Origin of the sequence: Streptococcus respiraculi (genome assembly GCF_003595525.1) — a bacterium.
Classification (GTDB): Bacteria; Bacillota; Bacilli; order Lactobacillales; family Streptococcaceae; genus Streptococcus; species Streptococcus respiraculi.
Map to the genome: position 1 here is coordinate 501,948 of NZ_CP022680.1, position 19,920 is coordinate 521,867.

The following is a 19,920-nucleotide window of genomic DNA, read 5'->3' on the forward strand; positions in this document are numbered from 1 at the left end:
AGGTAGAAAAATTGGCTAAACCAACACGTAAGCGTCGTGTGAAAAAAAATATCGAATCTGGTATTGCACACATTCACGCTACATTTAATAACACTATTGTTATGATTACTGATGTGCATGGTAATGCGATCGCTTGGTCATCAGCTGGTGCTCTTGGTTTTAAAGGTTCTCGTAAATCTACACCATTTGCGGCTCAAATGGCTTCAGAAGCAGCTGCTAAATCTGCACAAGAACACGGTCTTAAAACAGTTGAAGTTACAGTAAAAGGTCCAGGTTCAGGTCGTGAGTCTGCTATCCGCGCTCTTGCTGCCGCTGGTCTTGAAGTAACAGCAATTCGTGATGTGACTCCTGTACCACACAATGGTGCTCGTCCTCCAAAACGTCGCCGTGTATAATCAACTAACGATACACAGCTTTTCGTTTAAGAGGGAGTAAGAAATGATTGAGTTTGAAAAACCAACTATAACAAAAATTGATGAAAATAAAGATTACGGCAGATTTGTTGTCGAACCATTAGAACGTGGTTATGGAACAACTCTTGGGAACTCACTTCGTCGTGTACTTCTTGCGTCACTACCAGGTGCGGCAGTAACGTCTATTAAAATTGACGGTGTACTACACGAGTTCGACACAGTCCCAGGTGTCCGTGAAGATGTGATGCAAATTATTTTGAACATCAAAGGCATTGCTGTAAAATCTTATGTCGAAGACGAAAAGACGATAGAACTTGATGTTACAGGTCCGGCAGAAATTACTGCAGGAGATATCTTGACAGATAGTGATATTGAAATTGTTAACCCTGACCATTATCTCTTTACAATTAGCGAAGGTACAAGCTTTAAAGCTATCATGACGGTTAATACTGGTCGTGGATATGTACCAGCTGAAGGCAATAAAAAAGATGATGCGCCAGTTGGCACACTTGCAGTAGATTCTATCTACACGCCAGTGAAAAAGGTCAATTATCAAGTTGAACCAGCTCGCGTTGGTAGCAACGATGGTTTTGACAAATTAACGCTTGAAATCATGACTAACGGGACAATCATTCCTGAAGATGCATTGGGTCTTTCTGCGCGTATTTTGATGGAGCACTTAGGTCTATTTACTGATTTGACAGAAGTTGCAAAATCAGCTGAAGTAATGAAAGAAACTGAAGAAGCATCTGATGATCGTATGTTGGATCGTACGATTGAAGAATTGGACTTGTCTGTTCGTTCATACAACTGTTTGAAACGTGCAGGTATCAATACTGTATTTGATCTGACAGAAAAAACTGAACCAGAAATGATGAAAGTACGCAATCTTGGACGCAAGAGTCTTGAAGAAGTCAAAGTAAAATTGGCTGACCTTGGTTTGGGATTGAAAAAAGATAAATAAAGGAGGAATACATGGCTTACCGTAAACTAGGACGCACTAGCTCACAACGTAAAGCAATGCTTCGTGACTTGACAACAGATCTTTTGATCAATGAATCAATCGTTACAACTGAAGCTCGTGCAAAAGAAATCCGTAAAACAGTTGAAAAAATGATTACACTTGGTAAACGCGGTGACTTGCACGCTCGTCGTCAAGCAGCAGCATTTGTTCGTAACGAAATCGCATCAGAAAACTATGATGAAGCTACTGATAAATACACATCAACAACAGCGCTTCAAAAATTGTTCTCTGAAATCGCGCCTCGTTATGCAGAACGTAATGGTGGATACACTCGTATCTTGAAAACTGAACCACGTCGTGGCGATGCTGCACCAATGGCAATCATTGAACTTGTATAAGATCATCAATTTTGTTGAGTGTTATGATGATGGAATGTGTACACGTTCTTAGTCTAGCTCTGGTCTACCGCTGGGAGTTTCCCAGCGGGAACACTCATCAGATGAAAACGCAACGCTTGTTTACGAAATCGCTTTGAACAAAAACGATTCCGTAAGCAGGCGTTTTTTAGGCTCTTTGTCAACTGTAGTGGGTAGATGTCAGCTAACATCTAGAGAGGACCAGCTTGGCCTTCTCTTTTTTGATGTTGATGGCAATCAAAATCCGCTTTTTGAAGTTTTCAAAGTTTTTTATGGCTCTTTGTCAACTGTAGTGGGTGACTTATAGCTACATACGAGAGGAGACGAAATTCGTCTTCTCTTTTTCGATGTTCAAAGCGAGGTAGATGCGTTTTTTGAAATTGTCAAAGTTCCGATAGCCGAATGCATTGCGCTTGATGTCTTTGATGAGTTTGTTAGTGGCTTCTAGCTTGGCATTAGAATAAGGAAGTTCGATGGCATTGGTGATATATTCCTGATAGCGTCTGAAAGTGTTCAAAGCTACCTTGAAGGTGTGATTGAGATGCGGTAAGGCATCGTGAATTAAGTTAAAGAAATGCTCGGAATTCTTCTCTTGGAGGTGAAAAAGTAATAACTGATAAAGGTCGTAATAGCCTTTTAACTCAGGGACCCGTTTGAACAACTTCTGGAGACATTCTCTAGGAGATAAGGTTTCTCTAAAGGTTCGGGAATAGAAAACATTTAGAGAGAGTTTTCGGCTATCTTTTTGAATTAGTTTCCAGTAGTATTTGAGGGCACGATACTCAATAGATTTTTTATCATATTGGTTCATGAGTTGGATACGCGTTTGGTTCAAAGCCCTACTCATGTGCTGAACGATATGAAAACGATCCAGAACAATTTTAGCTTTTGGGAATAAGCTCTTAATGAGAGGAATATAACTTCCAGACATATCAACCGTAACGACTTTTACCTTGTTTCTAGCTTCTTTAGAATACTTGAAGAAATGGTTTCGGATGGTCGTTTGTCTTCGATTATCGAGAATTGTTATGATTTTCCTTGTATTGAAATCTTGAGCAATAAAGGCTAGTTTTCCCTTCTGATAGGAGAATTCGTCCCAAGATAAAATTTCAGGTAGAGAAGAATAGTCCTCCTTGAACTGGAATTGCTTGAGTTTTCGATAGGCTGTGGAGATGGAGATAGCGAGCTTAGAAGCGATGTGAGATAGCGCTTCTCTATTGAGTAATAGTTGAGCAATCTTTTTCCAGACTAGTTCAGAGATTTGGCAGTTTTTCTTAACGAGACTAGTTTCAGAGACAGTCACTTTACGACAGGACTTACATTGAAACCGTCTCTTTTTCAAGCGAATAAGACTAGGGAAACCACCGATTTCAATGAAGGGGATTTTAGAAGGTTTTTGGAAGTCGTATTTGATTTGTTTCGCCTTGCAGTATTTACATTTGGGAGGGTGATAATCAAGTGTAGCGATGAGTTCGATATGGGTCTCGTGTTGAATGGCATGATTCAAGGTGATATTTTTATCTTTCATTCCGATGAGTAATGTGGTATTATTGAGGTGTTCCATAAGAGTCTTTCTAATGAGGGTTTGGTCGCTTTTCATTATAAGTCTTATGGGACTTTTTTGATACTCAAAAAGCTCTATAATCTCCATAGTGGAGTTACCCACTACAGAAATTATAGAGCCTTTTTTATTGTTTGGCTCAACTTAAGCTAACCATAAGAGCGGGAGTGGACAAAAATCGTGATTTCGTAGAAATTGATTTTGTTCATTTCTAGGCTCAAGTAGTAACAGACACTTCCCTGGTGATCCGTACTTTCTAATTTTCGAGCTCCGGTATTAACTGCCCATTGGGACGGTTAGTATATGCATCAAACTGCAAAAAAACTATAAAAATGATGAGTTCAGAGGCAATGCCCAACCTCCTTGTGAACCAAAGCTTTAGGACAAAAAAGTCCTTTTTCTTTTTTCTATGATTGAGTATACTTCCTATAAAGAGTTTACTATAGAGAAAGGAAAGGAGAGGAGAGTGTGGAGTTTAAAGAAGTATATGCCAAGGTACGACCGATTGTTCAAAAGACGCGGCGGGAATACTATGTCAAACTATGGGAATCGGAAGATTGGGATCAAGAAGGGATGTATGTCTTATATCGCCTGCTTCAGCAAGAAGAGGGGCTAGTCAAAGATGAGTCCCGCTTGCTTCGTTATTTCAAGGTCAAATTCCGTAATTATGTCAACGATATATTGCGCAGACAAAGTACGCAAAAACGTGGCTTTGACCGGCTTCGTTACGAGGAGATAGGAGAAATATCTCATATGATTAGCAGTGGTGGTCTTGTCACGGATGAATTAGTATGTCTTCGTGATTCACTAGCGCGTTATCGTGCTACACTAAGTCCACATGATTCAAAAAAGTATGATACGCTCGTCAGTGGTGCTCGCTTCAAAGGTCGAAAGAAGCTGTTGCGCTCCCTTCGCCAACACCTCATAAGCGAAGATGAGATATAGTAAAAAAAGTAGCGTCTTCCTCTTGCGAAAGTGAGTAGCTTATACTAGCAGTAAGAGGCCACGTTTTTTACGGTATTATCGGGCCAAGGTCAAAAAGAAGGCAAAGTCGAAAGTTCTAAAATGAAGTTAGCCACTCAAGGGTATAAAAAAACATCTCAGAGAGATATAATTGTAATCACCACAAGAACAATTAGAAAGACTCTGAGATGCAACACTATTATACACCAAAAAGGAAATATTTGACACTAGCTGAACGTAGAATGATTGAGCGTTGGCTTCAAGAAGGGCTCTCAAATCGTGAAATCGCTAGAAGATTAGAGAAGGCTCCTCAAACCATTCACAACGAAGTCAAACGTGGTCTGGTTAGGCAACAAGTGCGTAAAGGAAAATTTGAAATAATCTACTCAGCTGACTTCGCTCAAAAAAACTATCAAAATAATCGTAAACATTCTGTGAGGCAGACTTCCCTAACCAAGGAACTCAAAGAAAAGATTCTTCACTATATCAAGCAGAAATACTCTCCTGAGATGATGGTAAAAGCAAAAGGGATATCTGTCTCCGTCTCCACCATTTACTACTGGATTCATCATGGACACTTAGGATTGACCAAGGATGGCATGCTTTATCCTCGCAAGGAGAAAACGAAGAAAAAACAAGCGAGTCCCAACTTTAAGCCGGCTGGAAAATCGATTGAGGAACGGCCAGAAAGCATTAATCAACGTGAGAATGTTGGTGATGTTGAAATTGATACGGTTATTCAAACACGGGCAAAAAATGAGTGTCTGTTGACTCTAACTGATAGAAAGAGTCGTTATCAAATCATCCGACTCATTCCCGATAAGTCCGCGTCTTCAGTCAATCAAGCTCTGAAAATGATCCTCAGAGATTATCAAATTAACTCAATCACAGCTGATAACGGGACTGAATTCAGTCGTTTAGCAGAAGTTTTTGGCCCCGATCATATCTACTATGCCCACCCTTATTCCTCTTGGGAGCGTGGAACTAATGAGAATCATAATAGACTCATCAGGCGTTGGTTGCCTAAGGGAAGCAAAAAGGCGACGCAGCAACAAGTCGCATTTATTGAAAACTGGATTAACAACTATCCAAAGAAGATATTGGGTTACAAATCTCCTAGAGAATTTTTACAGACTGGCTAACTTGAACTTGAAATTTGCCTTGTTATTTTCATGGAAAAATTTTTTAAAAAAAGTAAAAAAAGTAGTTGACAATAAGAAGAAGAGGTGATATACTGATATAGTTGTCGCTTGAGAGAGCGATAAGGCAAGACCTTTGAAAATTAAAGAAGACGAACCAAACGTGCAGGGTGGTTTATGGAGACATAAACCGTCAATGAACATAAGAAAATAAATCTGTCAGTGGACAGTATGAGTGAAGACTCAAACTATTAAATGAGAGTTTGATCCTGGCTCAGGACGAACGCTGGCGGCGTGCCTAATACATGCAAGTAGAACGCTGAAGCTTGGTGCTTGCACCGAGCGGAGGAGTTGCGAACGGGTGAGTAACGCGTAGGTAACCTGCCTGGTAGCGGGGGATAACTATTGGAAACGATAGCTAATACCGCATAAAAGTACTTACTGCATGGTAAGTATTTGAAAGGTGCAATTGCACCACTACCAGATGGACCTGCGTTGTATTAGCTAGTTGGTGAGGTAACGGCTCACCAAGGCGACGATACATAGCCGACCTGAGAGGGTGATCGGCCACACTGGGACTGAGACACGGCCCAGACTCCTACGGGAGGCAGCAGTAGGGAATCTTCGGCAATGGGGGGAACCCTGACCGAGCAACGCCGCGTGAGTGAAGAAGGTTTTCGGATCGTAAAGCTCTGTTGTAAGAGAAGAACGTTAGCGGGAGTGGAAAATCCGCTAAGTGACGGTAACTTACCAGAAAGGGACGGCTAACTACGTGCCAGCAGCCGCGGTAATACGTAGGTCCCGAGCGTTGTCCGGATTTATTGGGCGTAAAGCGAGCGCAGGCGGTTTGATAAGTCAGAAGTAAAAGGCTGTGGCTCAACCATAGTACGCTTTTGAAACTGTCAAACTTGAGTGCAGAAGGGGGGAGTGGAATTCCATGTGTAGCGGTGAAATGCGTAGATATATGGAGGAACACCGGTGGCGAAAGCGGCTCTCTGGTCTGTAACTGACGCTGAGGCTCGAAAGCGTGGGGAGCGAACAGGATTAGATACCCTGGTAGTCCACGCCGTAAACGATGAGTGCTAGGTGTTGGGTCCTTTCCGGGACTCAGTGCCGCAGCTAACGCATTAAGCACTCCGCCTGGGGAGTACGACCGCAAGGTTGAAACTCAAAGGAATTGACGGGGGCCCGCACAAGCGGTGGAGCATGTGGTTTAATTCGAAGCAACGCGAAGAACCTTACCAGGTCTTGACATCCCAGTGACCGTCCTAGAGATAGGATTTTTCTTCGGAACACTGGTGACAGGTGGTGCATGGTTGTCGTCAGCTCGTGTCGTGAGATGTTGGGTTAAGTCCCGCAACGAGCGCAACCCCTATTGTTAGTTGCCATCATTGAGTTGGGCACTCTAGCGAGACTGCCGGTAATAAACCGGAGGAAGGTGGGGATGACGTCAAATCATCATGCCCCTTATGACCTGGGCTACACACGTGCTACAATGGCTGGTACAACGAGTCGCGAGTCGGTGACGGCAAGCTAATCTCTTAAAGCCAGTCTCAGTTCGGATTGTAGGCTGCAACTCGCCTACATGAAGTCGGAATCGCTAGTAATCGCGGATCAGCACGCCGCGGTGAATACGTTCCCGGGCCTTGTACACACCGCCCGTCACACCACGAGAGTTTGTAACACCCGAAGTCGGTGAGGTAACCTTTTAGGAGCCAGCCGCCTAAGGTGGGATAGATGATTGGGGTGAAGTCGTAACAAGGTAGCCGTATCGGAAGGTGCGGCTGGATCACCTCCTTTCTAAGGAAATGGAACTCTGTACGTAGTCTTCTTTAATTTTGAGAGGTCTTGTGGGGCCTTAGCTCAGCTAAGCGAAACCGCAGGTTTCAGGTTTGTCGAAGCGAAAGCGAACGACAGGGGCCAGCGGCACCCGAAGACAATAGAATAAGAAACGTGAACTAATAAGAGAAAACCAGATTATTAGTTGGGGCCTTAGCTCAGCTGGGAGAGCGCCTGCTTTGCACGCAGGAGGTCAGCGGTTCGATCCCGCTAGGCTCCATACAGTCACTGAATGTGATTGTAGGAATTGTCCATTGAAAATTGAATATCTATATCAAATAGTAACAAGAAAATAAACCGAAAACGCTGTGAATTAATGAGTTTTCTAATTTGAAAGAATTAGGTTAAATAAGGTTAAGTTAATAAGGGCGCACGGTGGATGCCTTGGCACTAGGAGCCGAAGAAGGACGTGACTAACGACGAAATGCCTTGGGGAGCTGTAAGTAAGCATTGATCCAGGGATGTCCGAATGGGGGAACCCAACATGTAATGCATGTTATCCATGACTGTTAAGGTCATGAGAAGGAAGACGCAGTGAACTGAAACATCTAAGTAGCTGCAGGAAGAGAAAGCAAAAGCGATTGCCTTAGTAGCGGCGAGCGAAACGGCAGGAGGGCAAACCGAAGAGTTTACTCTTCGGGGTTGTAGGACTGCAATGTGGACTCAGATTTTGTAGAAGAATCCTCTGGGAAGGGGAGCCACAGAGAGTAAAAGCCTCGTATTCGAAACAGAGTCTGTACCTAGCAGTATCCTGAGTACGGCGGGACACGCGAAATCCCGTCGGAATCTGGGAGGACCATCTCCCAACCCTAAATACTCCCTAGTGACCGATAGTGAACCAGTACCGTGAGGGAAAGGTGAAAAGCACCCCGGGAGGGGAGTGAAATAGAACCTGAAACCGTGTGCCTACAACAAGTTCGAGCCCGTTAATGGGTGAGAGCGTGCCTTTTGTAGAATGAACCGGCGAGTTATGATATGATGCGAGGTTAAGTTGAAGAGACGGAGCCGCAGGGAAACCGAGTCTGAATAGGGCGCCATAGTATCATGTTATAGACCCGAAACCATGTGACCTACCCATGAGCAGGTTGAAGGTGCGGTAAAACGCACTGGAGGACCGAACCAGGGCACGTTGAAAAGTGCTTGGATGACTTGTGGGTAGCGGAGAAATTCCAAACGAACTTGGAGATAGCTGGTTCTCTCCGAAATAGCTTTAGGGCTAGCGTCGATGTAAAGTCTCTTGGAGGTAGAGCACTGTTTGGGTGAGGGGTCCATCTCGGATTACCAATCTCAGATAAACTCCGAATGCCAACGAGATATAATCGGCAGTCAGACTGCGAGTGCTAAGATCCGTAGTCGAAAGGGAAACAGCCCAGACCACCAGCTAAGGTCCCAAAATAATTGTTAAGTGGAAAAGGATGTGGGGTTGCACAGACAACTAGGATGTTAGCTTAGAAGCAGCTATTCATTCAAAGAGTGCGTAATAGCTCACTAGTCGAGTGACCCTGCGCCGAAAATGTACCGGGGCTAAAACAATTTACCGAAGCTGTGGATACCTAATAGTAGGTATGGTAGGAGAGCGTTCTATGTGTGGAGAAGGTATACCGTGAGGAGTGCTGGAACGCATAGAAGTGAGAATGCCGGTATGAGTAGCGAAAGATGGGTGAGAATCCCATCCACCGTAAGACTAAGGTTTCCAGGGGAAGGCTCGTCCGCCCTGGGTTAGTCGGGACCTAAGGAGAGACCGAAAGGTGTATCCGATGGCCAACAGGTTGATATTCCTGTACTAGAGTATGAAGTGATGGAGGGACGCAGAAGGCTAACTCAACCAGACGAATGGAAGTGTCTGGCTAATCAGTGAGGCGTGGTATGAGTCAAATGCTTATACCTATAACGTTGAGCTGTGATGGGGAGCGAAGTATAGTAGCGAAGTGAGTGATGTCACACTGCCAAGAAAAGCTTCTAGCGATGTATCATACTCTACCCGTACCGCAAACCGACACAGGTAGTCGAGGCGAGTAGCCTCAGGTGAGCGAGAGAACTCTCGTTAAGGAACTCGGCAAAATGACCCCGTAACTTCGGGAGAAGGGGTGCTCAGCTAGACTGAGCCGCAGTGAATAGGCCCAAGCAACTGTTTATCAAAAACACAGCTCTCTGCTAAATCGTAAGATGATGTATAGGGGGTGACGCCTGCCCGGTGCTGGAAGGTTAAGAGGAGGGTTTAGCGGTAACGCGAAGATCTGAATTGAAGCCCCAGTAAACGGCGGCCGTAACTATAACGGTCCTAAGGTAGCGAAATTCCTTGTCGGGTAAGTTCCGACCCGCACGAAAGGCGTAATGATTTGGGCACTGTCTCAACGAGAGACTCGGTGAAATTTTAGTACCTGTGAAGATGCAGGTTACCCGCGACAGGACGGAAAGACCCCATGGAGCTTTACTGCAGTTTGATATTGAGTGTCTGTACCACATGTACAGGATAGGTAGGAGCCTAAGAGATCGGGACGCCAGTTTCGATGGAGGCGCTGTTGGGATACTACCCTTGTGTTATGGCCACTCTAACCCAGATAGGTGATCCCTATCGGAGACAGTGTCTGACGGGCAGTTTGACTGGGGCGGTCGCCTCCTAAAAGGTAACGGAGGCGCCCAAAGGTTCCCTCAGATTGGTTGGAAATCAATCGTAGAGTGTAAAGGTATAAGGGAGCTTGACTGCGAGAGCTACAACTCGAGCAGGGACGAAAGTCGGGCTTAGTGATCCGGTGGTTCCGTATGGAAGGGCCATCGCTCAACGGATAAAAGCTACCCTGGGGATAACAGGCTTATCTCCCCCAAGAGTTCACATCGACGGGGAGGTTTGGCACCTCGATGTCGGCTCGTCGCATCCTGGGGCTGTAGTCGGTCCCAAGGGTTGGGCTGTTCGCCCATTAAAGCGGCACGCGAGCTGGGTTCAGAACGTCGTGAGACAGTTCGGTCCCTATCCGTCGCGGGCGTAGGAAATTTGAGAGGATCTGCTCCTAGTACGAGAGGACCAGAGTGGACTTACCGCTGGTGTACCAGTTGTCTCGCCAGAGGCATCGCTGGGTAGCTATGTAGGGAAGGGATAAACGCTGAAAGCATCTAAGTGTGAAACCCACCTCAAGATGAGATTTCCCATAACGTTAAGTTAGTAAGAGCCCTGAGAGAAGATCAGGTAGATAGGTTGGGAGTGGAAGTTGTGTGAGCAATGGAGCGGACCAATACTAATCGCTCGAGGACTTATCCTAGATAGGTAAAATTCAACGAGAATCACAGTGGAAGAGGTGAAGGACTTGTTAAAGAAGAGTAGATATTCAATTTTGAGTTGACAAAGAGGGGAACCTCATGTATACTCAGAATAGTTAAGTGACGATAGCCTAGGAGATACACCTGTACCCATGCCGAACACAGCAGTTAAGCCCTAGAACGCCGGAAGTAGTTGGGGGTTGCCCCCTGTGAGATATGGTAGTCGCTTAGCTAGAATCCGCCATAGCTCAGTTGGTAGTAGCGCATGACTGTTAATCATGATGTCGTAGGTTCGAGTCCTACTGGCGGAGTAAAGAGAAATCTTTAATTGTTTTATGGTCCGTTGGTCAAGGGGTTAAGACACCGCCTTTTCACGGCGGTAACACGGGTTCGAATCCCGTACGGACTATAAATTGGAGGATTACCCAAGTCCGGCTGAAGGGAACGGTCTTGAAAACCGTCAGGCGTGTAAAAGCGTGCGTGGGTTCGAATCCCACATCCTCCTTTAATAGTAGTAACGCGGGATGGAGCAGCTAGGTAGCTCGTCGGGCTCATAACCCGAAGGTCGTAGGTTCAAATCCTGCTCCCGCAATTTGATTGTGGATATGGCTCGGTAGCTCAGTTGGTAGAGCAATGGATTGAAGCTCCATGTGTCGGCGGTTCGATTCCGTCTCGCGCCATTAATTTAATATTTTGGAAGGGTAGCGAAGAGGCTAAACGCGGCGGACTGTAAATCCGCTCCTTCGGGTTCGGGGGTTCGAATCCCTCCCCTTCCATACCTTTACGGGCATAGTTTAAAGGTAGAACTAAGGTCTCCAAAACCTTCAGTGTGGGTTCAATTCCTACTGCCCGTGTTATAAGATGGCGGGTGTGGTGAAGTGGTTAACACATCAGATTGTGGCTCTGACATTCGTGGGTTCGATTCCCATCACTCGCCTATTTTATTATTGGGGTATAGCCAAGCGGTAAGGCAAGGGACTTTGACTCCCTCATGCGTTGGTTCGAATCCAGCTACCCCAGTTATCATATACTAGCCGGCGTGGCGGAATTGGCAGACGCGCTGGACTCAAAATCCAGTGTCCGCAAGGACGTGCCGGTTCGACCCCGGCCGCCGGTATAGTTGAAAAAACAAGACTTCTGAGCCTTGTTTTTTCTTTTTTATTATAGTTTCAAAGTTACCAAAAATTTCCATTTTAAAAAAGTTCATCTAACTTGTTAGCTAGTGTTTTCTGTTTGCTAGGGTATAGATGAGAGTATGTATCAATCGTAGTCGTTATAGAAGCGTGTCCAAGGCGTTCTTTTACAACTAGGTAATCTTCTCCTTGATTGATTAGTAATGAAGCATGAGAGTGCCTTAAATCGTGTATACGTATCTTTTTCAGCTCATTGCTCCTAGCCAGTAGCTGCTTAAATTTTTTATCGACCATATTTTTGGTCATTGTTATGGGGGTACTTTGAATAATTTGAAGATTATCAGTGTTTTTTGTAAACTCATTTAGGAGTTTAGATTGCTTCTGCTTCCATTCTCCTAGCATAACGGCTAACTTATTATTGATTGTAATGTATCTAGTTCCTGCTCTAGTTTTTGTTGTGTTGATATGGTTTGTATTATTGACAAAGTATGCAGTTTTTGTAATATGTATGGTGTTTGATATTAAATCTATATCATGCCAGTTCAATGCGAGTATCTCGCCCATACGCATACCAGTAAAGAAAGCAAGGGTAAAGAACAGATCATAACTTTTTTCATCGTCTGTAATAAGTTTTCTAAATTTACTAAATTCTTCGACACTCCAAAAGTTGATAGCAGGTTTATTAATCGGGAGTTTCCTTAAGTTTTTAACAGGGTTTTTATCTATTAGAGAGTTTCTTGCGCCAGTATCAAATATCTTTTTGAGCAGTACTATAATTTTATTGATAGTATTGTTACTAAGTAGACTATTATTATCCTGTTTTTTGCTTTTTGTTTTTAAATGTTCTCTAAACTCGAAGATATGATTGTAGTTTAGTTTATTTAAATTAGTATTCTCAAAATAAGGTTTTATATGCCTTTCATAATTGTTTCTTTGTGTGCTAATATAACTAATTTTTCTATTGTTTTGCCTATCTTCTTCTTCAAGTAAATCAAAGAGCATATCAGTTGTTATCAAGAAGTCAAATTGTTTTTCTTTTAGTTTAACAATACGAAGGTGCTGTTCTAATTCTAAAGCCTCTTTTTTTGTTTTTGCACCTTTGCGGACTATTCGTATCCTTTTCTGGGTTATTGGGTGAAAACCGTCAGAAATATCAACTGTCCAACTACCGTTTTTTTCTCTTCTAATTGTCATTTTGCATTCCTAAAGAAATATCAAATCCGAGTAGTTCATTTGCTACTGTAACAGGTATAGTACCGATACGTTTGTTTTGGTATACCTTAAACCCTCTAGCAACTAGAAGTTCTTTTCCTTGGCGTATAATGCTTTTAGATGTTCCGTTGGAAAAGCCAAGAGCAACCAAATCTGCTTTTGTTATTGTTAAAATCATAGCTTTATTTCTCCTTTCGTGTTATAATGTTTTTAGTTTTTTTGTATGTGATGCGGTTTGCCGACTGCATCATTTTTTTCATTTTGTTATATCTTTCCTTACTCTGTAAAAAGACATAAATATCTGGTAAGTATTGATACAATTCTGGCACTTGTTTAAAATCGACAAGATATTGATTTTTCTCGATACGTTCTGTAAATATGATTATTTTTCTGTACAGCATTTTACTCCTCTTTCTTTATTCAAAACCTAGAAATTCTTGTGTATACTGTTTCAGCTCCTTTGCTAGCTTAGGAGATTGTTCACGTAATGTAGTTATCAGCTTTCTGCTAAATTCATTATCTAACTCCCGAAGTTTTTTCCGTAGTCGTTGCTTGTTTTTATTTACGCTTTCTCTTGACAAATTATCAAAAACATATGGTAACATGCTTTCATCTTGAAAGAAAATATAGGTGAATACCTTGTTTCTACCTAACTTAGAATAATCATAAATTCCAAAATTTTCTAATCGTTTCATGACCTCTGATACCATATCCGCATTGATTGCCTTAGTCCGCAGTTGCATTTCAAATCGCCACCAGTAAGGATTGACTTCTAAATCCGCAATAGTCAATTTACCTTTTTGTAATCGCTCCTTGTTTTTGTCATACAGACGAACTTGTACGTTACTAGCACGACTACCCCAATAAACAGTTTCCAATTCAGAAGCTCGTCCATAATAAAACGTCGATTTACTCCCTCCTTTGATATGCTTTACAGTAATAACTGATGGCAGATTGAAAATATCAAAAGCTAAGTCAAAACGTGATAAACGAATTCCATCACCTTGCAACCTTAAAAACATCATGATTTTTTGCCAAACCTCCATAACACCATATTCTTTCAGAGTATTCGGATTGAAATCTAGTCGTAGCAGAATTTCTCCTGTCATAGATAGTTCAAAATAGATTAAATTAACACTGTCACCATCTTCTCTCACGTACTCAAGTGAGAAATTCTTATAGTCCGTACTTCTCACAGAATATTCTACATACCCTTGCAACTCTTCCAACAACGCATTTCTCAAATCTCCAATTAGAAAAATAGGATTAGGGACATCCACCAATAGAGTCAGACGATCTATACTCACTTCGATTTTTTCCTTGTGATTTTCAGAATTAAAAGTGTTTTGAACTTTTCTCAAATCATTGATTTTCAGCTTTTTATCTTCATTTTCAAACATTTAGTACCTCTTTCTTTAATTAAAAAAATAAGTTAAACAAGCAAATTAAATAAATAGTTATATTTTCTATAAGTTTTCTTAAAGTGAAACTTTTTTTGTCCCCCTTTTTTTCTCAAAATATAATTGTAAAAACACCTCCTAAACCCTTGATACATGTACCTTTTTGCCCGTGACGCGTTCTTTTGCTATCGCCCAAGTTGTCCCTTTTTGCTGGCTGTTAGAGTAGCCAGTTTTTTTACTAGCCTAAACTGCCCACCCTCGACCCTTTTTATCCGTTCGGTCAATTTCCGTTCCGCCATTGCACCTCGCAGGGCTTCGCCCTGCGGGTGCAGACGAAACGATGACCAAACGGAAAAGAAGTCGGGCTGAGCAGTTTAGGCTAGTTTATTTTGCTTTCTTAAACCCTAAACGCTCTAACGCTCCTTTACCTTGTTCTGTTTCAAATGCTTCTTCAAGTTGCGTAATACGTGCTTCCAATCGTTGCTTATCGTCGTTATACAATTTTAACAATTTATTATGATTATCCGTCAGTGATTTTAGTTGCTCCTGTATATTCTCAATATCATAACCTACAAATTCAATATGCTCTTCAATCATTTCTTTATAGCGGTCACCGAAAACCTTACGGACAGAATTGTCTATATCTCCAGTCTTTCTAATTTTTTGAGATAATTCTTGAAAACGCTCAAGGTCTCTATCTGAATAAAGGTAATGGCTGTAACCTCTTGGATTGGCTTCCATTTTGAACTTACGACCGCTAATTTGAACTATCTTTGTTCTCCAAGTTGTCAAAGTTCGTTCAGATATTCCCAATTTCTGACATACTTCTTTACTATCAAACAAGTGATCTCACCTCCTTGAATATCTTTTAAAACACCTTAATAACTCTTTTAAGATATTATAATCTTATAAAATTTGTTTGTCAATGTTTTCGTATCTTTTTTTGATTTTTATTATCGTTTTATGATACAATGAAGCATAGGAGGAAACAAAATGACATTTCTTATTCATAATTTCGGAAAGAATTTATCTCGCTTGAGGAAGGAAAAAGGACTTACTCAAGATGAATTAGCCCAAAGTATAGGAGTCCAAAAAGCAGCCATCTCTAAAATGGAATTAGGAACAAGTTATCCTAGCTTTTCTAATTTAGATAAAATTGCTGAGTTCTTTAAAGCAACACCAAATCAGTTGTTTGGTACTCCTAGAGATATTGAAATCGAAAAAGCTATCTATAAAACTGACGAATACGATGAAAAAGCAAAGACTATTTTGAGCGCATTGAAGCAATGGGAACAATTTGAGGAAAGTGAAGCTTATTGTGATTTATTATGGTTAACAAGAGGTCCAGAATTAGTTACAAAAGATGGAGACCCTTTGTATGAAGACTTTGATGGAAGAATTACTAATAGTCCAGATTATCCAAGGGGAATGGCTTATGGACTATCTCCAATTGAGATGATTTTGAAGAGTAAAGTGGATATAGAGGAGTTAGCTAAAAAAGTCCAGTTTATAGAAGAAAATAAGGAACTATTGAAGAAATGAAGTGATAGGCCAGAAAGTTACCAAAAATAAAAAATTCTATCGTTTTTGCGATAGAGGTAGTTTGTTAAAGCGTTGATTTAATGGGTTTTATTTAATTATAAAATCTCAAGTATCAAACTCAAAATCCAGTGTCCGCAAGGACGTGCCGGTTCGACCCCGGCCGCCGGTATTATTGATATGACAAGGTTTTAACGACCTTGTCTTTTTGTTTATTTGAGGGAAAGTTGGCTCAAAGTTTCTTAAAATTTCTTACGTTCAGAAATTCTAATAGAGAGAGTCTAGTTTATCAGCTAGACTTTTTGTTTGGACAGATATAGATGCGAGCAGGTATCAATTGTAGTGCTGATAGAAGAGTGTCCTAGCTTTTTTCATAATTAAGTAATCTCTTCCCCTTGGTTTATTAGGGAGAGGTATGAGAGAGTGTAGAATTGCGAATCTAGAGTTCTAATTTTAAAAGTTAATAATTGTAAAGATGTAGAAAATCCGATGAAAATACTTGATTTTTTTAAATTTTTACGATAAAATTAACTAGTTAATTAAATGATTAAGGATTGGTATATGAGATGGAACAATTAGCTCATCAGATTGATCAGAGTTTACATGAGATTATACTGAGTTCAGAGAATCAGTTAGAGATTTTGGTGGGGACTTGCCGGAGCGAGATGCGCCTGACCAATACGCAAGAGCATATTTTGATGCTGATTGAAAACAATGCGTTTACGAATAAAGAAATTGCAAAGCAGTTAAATGTGAGTCAAGCTGCAATCACGAAGGCCATTAAGGCTTTGATTGCGCAGGACTTGCTGGTGGCGGTTCGGGATAGTCGCGATGCTCGTATTGTTCGTTATAGCTTGACGGATTTAGCAAAGCCGATTGCGGATGAGCATGCTCATCATCACGCGCATACGCTGGCATCTTATGAAGAATTGGTTGAACAGTATTCGGAAGATGAGCAAGCAATTATTAGTCGTTTTTTGACAGATTTAGTAAAGAAGATTCGGAAGGAAGTATGAGATATATTACAGTAGAGGACCTGTCGTTTGTATATGATCAGGAACCTGTTCTGGAGCACATTCATTATCATTTAGATAGTGGGGAGTTTGTGACCTTGACAGGTGAAAATGGGGCAGCAAAGACGACCCTAATTAAGGCGACTTTGGGAATTTTAAAGCCTAAGAAGGGGAAGGTGACCATTTCAGAGACGAGCGTTAGTGGGAAAAAGTTGAGAATGGCCTATTTGCCCCAGCAGATTGCAAGTTTTAATGTTGGCTTTCCTAGTACGGTCTATGAGTTTGTGAAATCGGGACGCTATCCGCGTCAGGGGTGGTTTCGTAGGCTGACTAGTCATGATGAGGAACATATTCGAACGAGTTTAGACTCTGTTGGGATGTGGGAGCATAAAGATAAGCGGCTGGGGTCTTTGAGTGGCGGTCAGAAGCAGCGTGCGGTGATTGCTCGCATGTTTGCTTCGGACCCTGATATTTTTATTTTGGATGAGCCGACGACTGGTATGGACAGTGGAACGAAAGCTGCTTTTTATGAACTGATGCACCATAGTGCGAAAAGGCATGGCAAGTCGATTTTGATGATTACACATGATGCGGATGAATTGCGTGACTATGCGGACCGTAATATCTATTTGGTACGGGATCAGTCCTCTCCTTGGCGGTGTTTCAATGTTCATGATCATGATAAGGACGAGGAGGTGACACATGCTTAGTGTACTTGATTTCTCGATTTTCCATTATGAATTTATGCAACGTGCCTTTCTAGCGATTATCGCGATGAGCTTATTTTCACCCATATTAGGAATTTTTCTTATTTTACGTCGTCAGAGTTTGATGAGTGATACTCTCAGTCATGTGTCGTTAGCTGGTGTGGCTTTTGGGCTTGTATTGGGGATCTCACCGACGATTTCTACGATGCTGGTAGTGATTGTTGCGGCAATCTTTTTGGAATACCTGCGGACCTTGTATAGGAGTTTTATGGAGATTGGGACAGCGATTCTCATGTCTACTGGTCTTGCAGTTTCCTTGATTGTTATGAGCCGTTCAGGTGGAAAGAGTAGCCTGAGCTTGGAGCAGTATTTATTTGGCTCCATTGTGACGATTAGCCAGGAGCAGGTGATTGCTCTCTTTGCGATTGCGGTGGTGGTACTGGTTTTAACCTTGCTCTTTTTACGTCCTATGTATATTCTGACTTTTGATGAGGATACGGCTTTTGTAGATGGCCTGCCTGTTCGTGCCATGTCGATTGCCTTTAATGTAGTGACAGGAGTAGCGATTGCGCTCATGATTCCAGCAGCAGGAGCATTGCTAGTATCAACGATTATGGTCTTGCCTGCATCGATTGCGCTTCGCTTGGGAAAAAGTTTTAAAATGGTGATTGTGATGGGGATGGTAATTGGCTTTGTCGGTATGCTTTCGGGTCTATTTCTGTCCTATTATGCAGAAACACCAGCCAGTGCAAGTATCACCTTGATTTTTATTGCAATCTTTTTGTTGGTCAATTTGGTTACTAAATTTAAAAAATAGGAGAAAAGATGAAAAAAGTTTTAACATGTCTTGCGGGCTTATTAGCCTTGTTCTTAGTGGCTTGTGGTTCAGAAAGCACCTCAAAAAATAAGGATATCCAGGTAGTAACGACCTTTTATCCAGTCTATGAATTTACTAAGCAAGTGGTGGGGGAAGAAGCTGATGTTTCTCTCCTTGTGAAGGCGGGTACGGAGCCTCATGATTTTGAGCCTTCGGCGAAAAATATCGCAGAAATTCAAGAGGCCGATGTCTTTGTCTATGAAAACGAAAACATGGAAACATGGGTACCAGATGTATTGAAATCCGTTGACGACAAAAAAGTCAGTGTGGTTAAGGCGACAGAAGGGATGTTGCTATTGCCAGGTGGTGAGGAAGAAGAGGAGCACGAGCATGGTGAGGAAGGACATCACCATGACTATGATCCGCATGTCTGGCTCTCGCCAGAGCGTGCAATCCGTTTGGTAGAAAATATTCGAGATGGCTTAGTTGCAAAGTATCCAGAGAAAAAAGAAGTATTTGAAAAAAATGCTGCTACCTATATTGGGAAGTTGGAAGCCTTACATGTGGATTATCAAACAAGTTTATCTGCTGCAAAACAAAAATATTTCGTCACTCAGCATACTGCATTTGCCTATTTAGCCCTGGATTATGGCTTGAAGCAGGTATCGATTACAGGAGTATCAGCAGATCAAGAACCGACACCAGCTCGTTTGGCAGAGTTGACTAAGTACATCAAGCAATACGGTATCAAGTATATCTATTTTGAAGAAAATGCTTCAAAAGCGGTAGCCGAAACCTTGTCAAAAGAGACAGGTGTGGAGTTGGCTGTTCTAAATCCATTGGAAAGTCTGACGGATGAGGCTGTGAAGAATGGGGCGGATTACATTTCAGTCATGAAAGATAATCTGAAGGCTTTGGAAAAAACGACGAATCAAGCAGGAACAGATATTCTACCAGAAGACGGAGCTGAGACAGCAAAAACAGTCTATGCAGGTTATTTTGAGGATAGTGCGGTCAAAGATCGGAAGCTATCTGATTATGCGGGAGAATGGCAGTCTGTGTATCCATATCTAGTCAATGGTACTTTTAATCAAGTATTTGATTATAAGGCAAAATTAAGCGGTCAGATGACAGCAGAAGAATACAAGACTTATTATGAAAAGGGCTATAAAACAGATGTTGAACAGATCAAGATCACAGATGATACCATGGAGTTTGTCGTCAAAGGGCAGTCTGAAAAGTATACTTATAAATATATTGGTTATAAAATCTTGAACTACAAGAAAGGAAATCGTGGTGTTCGTTTCTTGTTTGAAGCGACCGAAGCTGATGCGGGACGTTTCAAGTATGTTCAGTTTAGTGACCATAATATTGCACCGGTAAAAACAGGTCATTTCCATATCTACTTTGGTGGAGAGAGTCAAGAAAAATTACTTGAAGAATTGGAGAATTGGCCAACCTATTATCCAGATAGTTTGACAGGTCTTGAAATCGGTCAAGAAATGCTATCGCATTAAGATACTAAAAGGAGCTAACGTGTGTTTAGCTC

At 41.9% G+C, this 19,920-nt stretch carries 15 protein-coding genes, 11 tRNA genes, 3 rRNA genes and 1 pseudogene; 24 read left to right on the forward strand and 6 right to left on the reverse strand.

The features are described 5' to 3' along the window. The first annotated feature begins 11 nt into the window (after nt 1-11). From rpsK to rplQ, 3 genes are read left to right on the forward strand one after another with little or no spacing between them, the layout of a single operon-like run. Nucleotides 12-395: a 30S ribosomal protein S11 gene (rpsK, locus tag CHF41_RS02525; protein WP_004195509.1), complete on the forward strand. Its 384-nt coding sequence runs from the start codon at nt 12-14 to the stop codon at nt 393-395. A gap of 43 nt (nt 396-438) precedes the next feature. Further along, on the forward strand, nt 439-1,377 hold the full coding sequence (locus tag CHF41_RS02530; protein ID WP_119875856.1) for a DNA-directed RNA polymerase subunit alpha: 939 nt from the start codon (nt 439-441) through the stop codon (nt 1,375-1,377). Nucleotides 1,378-1,388: 11 nt separating this feature from the next. Next, a complete protein-coding gene (rplQ, locus tag CHF41_RS02535; protein WP_000331493.1) occupies nt 1,389-1,775 on the forward strand; it encodes a 50S ribosomal protein L17 in 387 nt (128 codons plus the stop codon). Between the two features lie 325 nt (nt 1,776-2,100). Here the strand turns inward: rplQ and CHF41_RS02540 are convergent, their stop codons facing one another. Further along, nucleotides 2,101-3,357, reverse strand: a complete 1,257-nt coding sequence (locus CHF41_RS02540) for an ISL3 family transposase (protein ID WP_119875513.1) — start codon at nt 3,355-3,357, stop codon at nt 2,101-2,103. A 465-nt stretch (nt 3,358-3,822) separates the two neighbouring features. Between CHF41_RS02540 and CHF41_RS02545 the strand changes: the two genes are divergently transcribed. The 16 genes from CHF41_RS02545 (at nt 3,823) to CHF41_RS02620 (ending at nt 11,667) form a co-directional block, all read left to right on the forward strand. Continuing rightward, nucleotides 3,823-4,299 carry a sigma-70 family RNA polymerase sigma factor gene (locus CHF41_RS02545; protein WP_119875857.1) on the forward strand — a complete coding sequence of 159 codons (477 nt, stop codon included), beginning with the start codon at nt 3,823-3,825 and terminating at the stop codon, nt 4,297-4,299. Nucleotides 4,300-4,505: 206 nt separating this feature from the next. Then, nucleotides 4,506-5,459 carry an IS30 family transposase gene (locus CHF41_RS02550; RefSeq protein WP_119875858.1) on the forward strand — a complete coding sequence of 318 codons (954 nt, stop codon included), beginning with the start codon at nt 4,506-4,508 and terminating at the stop codon, nt 5,457-5,459. Nucleotides 5,460-5,707: 248 nt separating this feature from the next. Further along, a 16S ribosomal RNA gene (locus tag CHF41_RS02555) occupies nt 5,708-7,256 on the forward strand. A 186-nt stretch (nt 7,257-7,442) separates the two neighbouring features. Beyond that, nucleotides 7,443-7,515: transfer RNA gene (locus CHF41_RS02560), tRNA-Ala, on the forward strand. Between the two features lie 132 nt (nt 7,516-7,647). Then, nucleotides 7,648-10,552: ribosomal RNA gene (locus CHF41_RS02565) — 23S ribosomal RNA — on the forward strand. Nucleotides 10,553-10,666: 114 nt separating this feature from the next. Next, nucleotides 10,667-10,782 (forward strand): 5S ribosomal RNA (rrf, locus tag CHF41_RS02570). Together the 16S, 23S and 5S rRNA genes with 11 tRNA genes alongside form the textbook arrangement of a ribosomal RNA operon. A gap of 5 nt (nt 10,783-10,787) precedes the next feature. Continuing rightward, nucleotides 10,788-10,861: transfer RNA gene (locus CHF41_RS02575), tRNA-Asn, on the forward strand. 26 nt (nt 10,862-10,887) lie between these two features. After that, nucleotides 10,888-10,959, forward strand: a tRNA-Glu gene (locus CHF41_RS02580). Between the two features lie 6 nt (nt 10,960-10,965). Then, nucleotides 10,966-11,055 (forward strand) — tRNA-Ser (locus CHF41_RS02585). Nucleotides 11,056-11,068: 13 nt separating this feature from the next. After that, nucleotides 11,069-11,142 (forward strand) — tRNA-Met (locus tag CHF41_RS02590). 15 nt (nt 11,143-11,157) lie between these two features. After that, nucleotides 11,158-11,230 (forward strand) — tRNA-Phe (locus tag CHF41_RS02595). Between the two features lie 15 nt (nt 11,231-11,245). Next, nucleotides 11,246-11,326 (forward strand) — tRNA-Tyr (locus CHF41_RS02600). A 7-nt stretch (nt 11,327-11,333) separates the two neighbouring features. Further along, a tRNA-Trp gene (locus CHF41_RS02605) sits at nt 11,334-11,404 on the forward strand. 10 nt (nt 11,405-11,414) lie between these two features. Beyond that, nucleotides 11,415-11,487, forward strand: a tRNA-His gene (locus tag CHF41_RS02610). An 11-nt stretch (nt 11,488-11,498) separates the two neighbouring features. After that, a tRNA-Gln gene (locus tag CHF41_RS02615) sits at nt 11,499-11,570 on the forward strand. 13 nt (nt 11,571-11,583) lie between these two features. Next, nucleotides 11,584-11,667: transfer RNA gene (locus CHF41_RS02620), tRNA-Leu, on the forward strand. A gap of 76 nt (nt 11,668-11,743) precedes the next feature. Here the strand turns inward: CHF41_RS02620 and CHF41_RS02625 are convergent. The 4 genes from CHF41_RS02625 to CHF41_RS02645 form a co-directional block, all read right to left on the reverse strand. Beyond that, on the reverse strand, nt 11,744-12,877 hold the full coding sequence (locus CHF41_RS02625; protein ID WP_119875859.1) for a tyrosine-type recombinase/integrase: 1,134 nt from the start codon (nt 12,875-12,877) through the stop codon (nt 11,744-11,746). Next, complete coding sequence (locus tag CHF41_RS02630; protein WP_119875860.1) at nt 12,867-13,073, reverse strand: DUF3173 family protein; 207 nt, start codon at nt 13,071-13,073, stop codon at nt 12,867-12,869. The genes CHF41_RS02625 and CHF41_RS02630 overlap by 11 nt, the downstream gene beginning before the upstream one ends. A 238-nt stretch (nt 13,074-13,311) precedes the next feature. After that, nucleotides 13,312-14,295 carry a replication initiation factor domain-containing protein gene (locus tag CHF41_RS02640; RefSeq protein ID WP_119875862.1) on the reverse strand — a complete coding sequence of 328 codons (984 nt, stop codon included), beginning with the start codon at nt 14,293-14,295 and terminating at the stop codon, nt 13,312-13,314. A 384-nt stretch (nt 14,296-14,679) separates the two neighbouring features. Next, nucleotides 14,680-15,138 carry a hypothetical protein gene (locus CHF41_RS02645; RefSeq protein WP_119875863.1) on the reverse strand — a complete coding sequence of 153 codons (459 nt, stop codon included), beginning with the start codon at nt 15,136-15,138 and terminating at the stop codon, nt 14,680-14,682. A gap of 150 nt (nt 15,139-15,288) precedes the next feature. Here CHF41_RS02645 and CHF41_RS02650 point away from each other — a divergent pair, with 150 nt between their 5' ends. Continuing rightward, the gene (locus tag CHF41_RS02650) at nt 15,289-15,837 is read left to right on the forward strand and encodes a helix-turn-helix domain-containing protein (RefSeq protein ID WP_119875864.1); all 549 of its coding nucleotides are present in this window, start codon (nt 15,289-15,291) and stop codon (nt 15,835-15,837) included. Between the two features lie 264 nt (nt 15,838-16,101). On the opposite strand, the pseudogene CHF41_RS10165 reads toward CHF41_RS02650, so the two are convergent. Then, nucleotides 16,102-16,230, reverse strand: a pseudogene (locus CHF41_RS10165) (tyrosine-type recombinase/integrase); the annotation flags it as partial. 170 nt (nt 16,231-16,400) lie between these two features. Between CHF41_RS10165 and CHF41_RS02655 the strand changes: the two are divergent. From CHF41_RS02655 to CHF41_RS02670, 4 genes are read left to right on the forward strand one after another with little or no spacing between them, the layout of a single operon-like run. Continuing rightward, a complete protein-coding gene (locus CHF41_RS02655) occupies nt 16,401-16,850 on the forward strand; it encodes a zinc-dependent MarR family transcriptional regulator (protein ID WP_119875865.1) in 450 nt (149 codons plus the stop codon). Beyond that, nucleotides 16,847-17,557 carry a metal ABC transporter ATP-binding protein gene (locus CHF41_RS02660; RefSeq protein ID WP_119875866.1) on the forward strand — a complete coding sequence of 237 codons (711 nt, stop codon included), beginning with the start codon at nt 16,847-16,849 and terminating at the stop codon, nt 17,555-17,557. The genes CHF41_RS02655 and CHF41_RS02660 overlap by 4 nt, the downstream gene beginning before the upstream one ends. Then, nucleotides 17,550-18,371, forward strand: coding sequence for a metal ABC transporter permease (locus CHF41_RS02665; protein ID WP_119875867.1), 822 nt, complete (start codon nt 17,550-17,552; stop codon nt 18,369-18,371). Before CHF41_RS02660 ends, CHF41_RS02665 begins: the two co-directional genes overlap by 8 nt. Nucleotides 18,372-18,379: 8 nt before the next feature. Then, nucleotides 18,380-19,888: a zinc ABC transporter substrate-binding protein AdcA gene (locus tag CHF41_RS02670; RefSeq protein ID WP_119875868.1), complete on the forward strand. Its 1,509-nt coding sequence runs from the start codon at nt 18,380-18,382 to the stop codon at nt 19,886-19,888. Nucleotides 19,889-19,920: the final 32 nt, after the last annotated feature.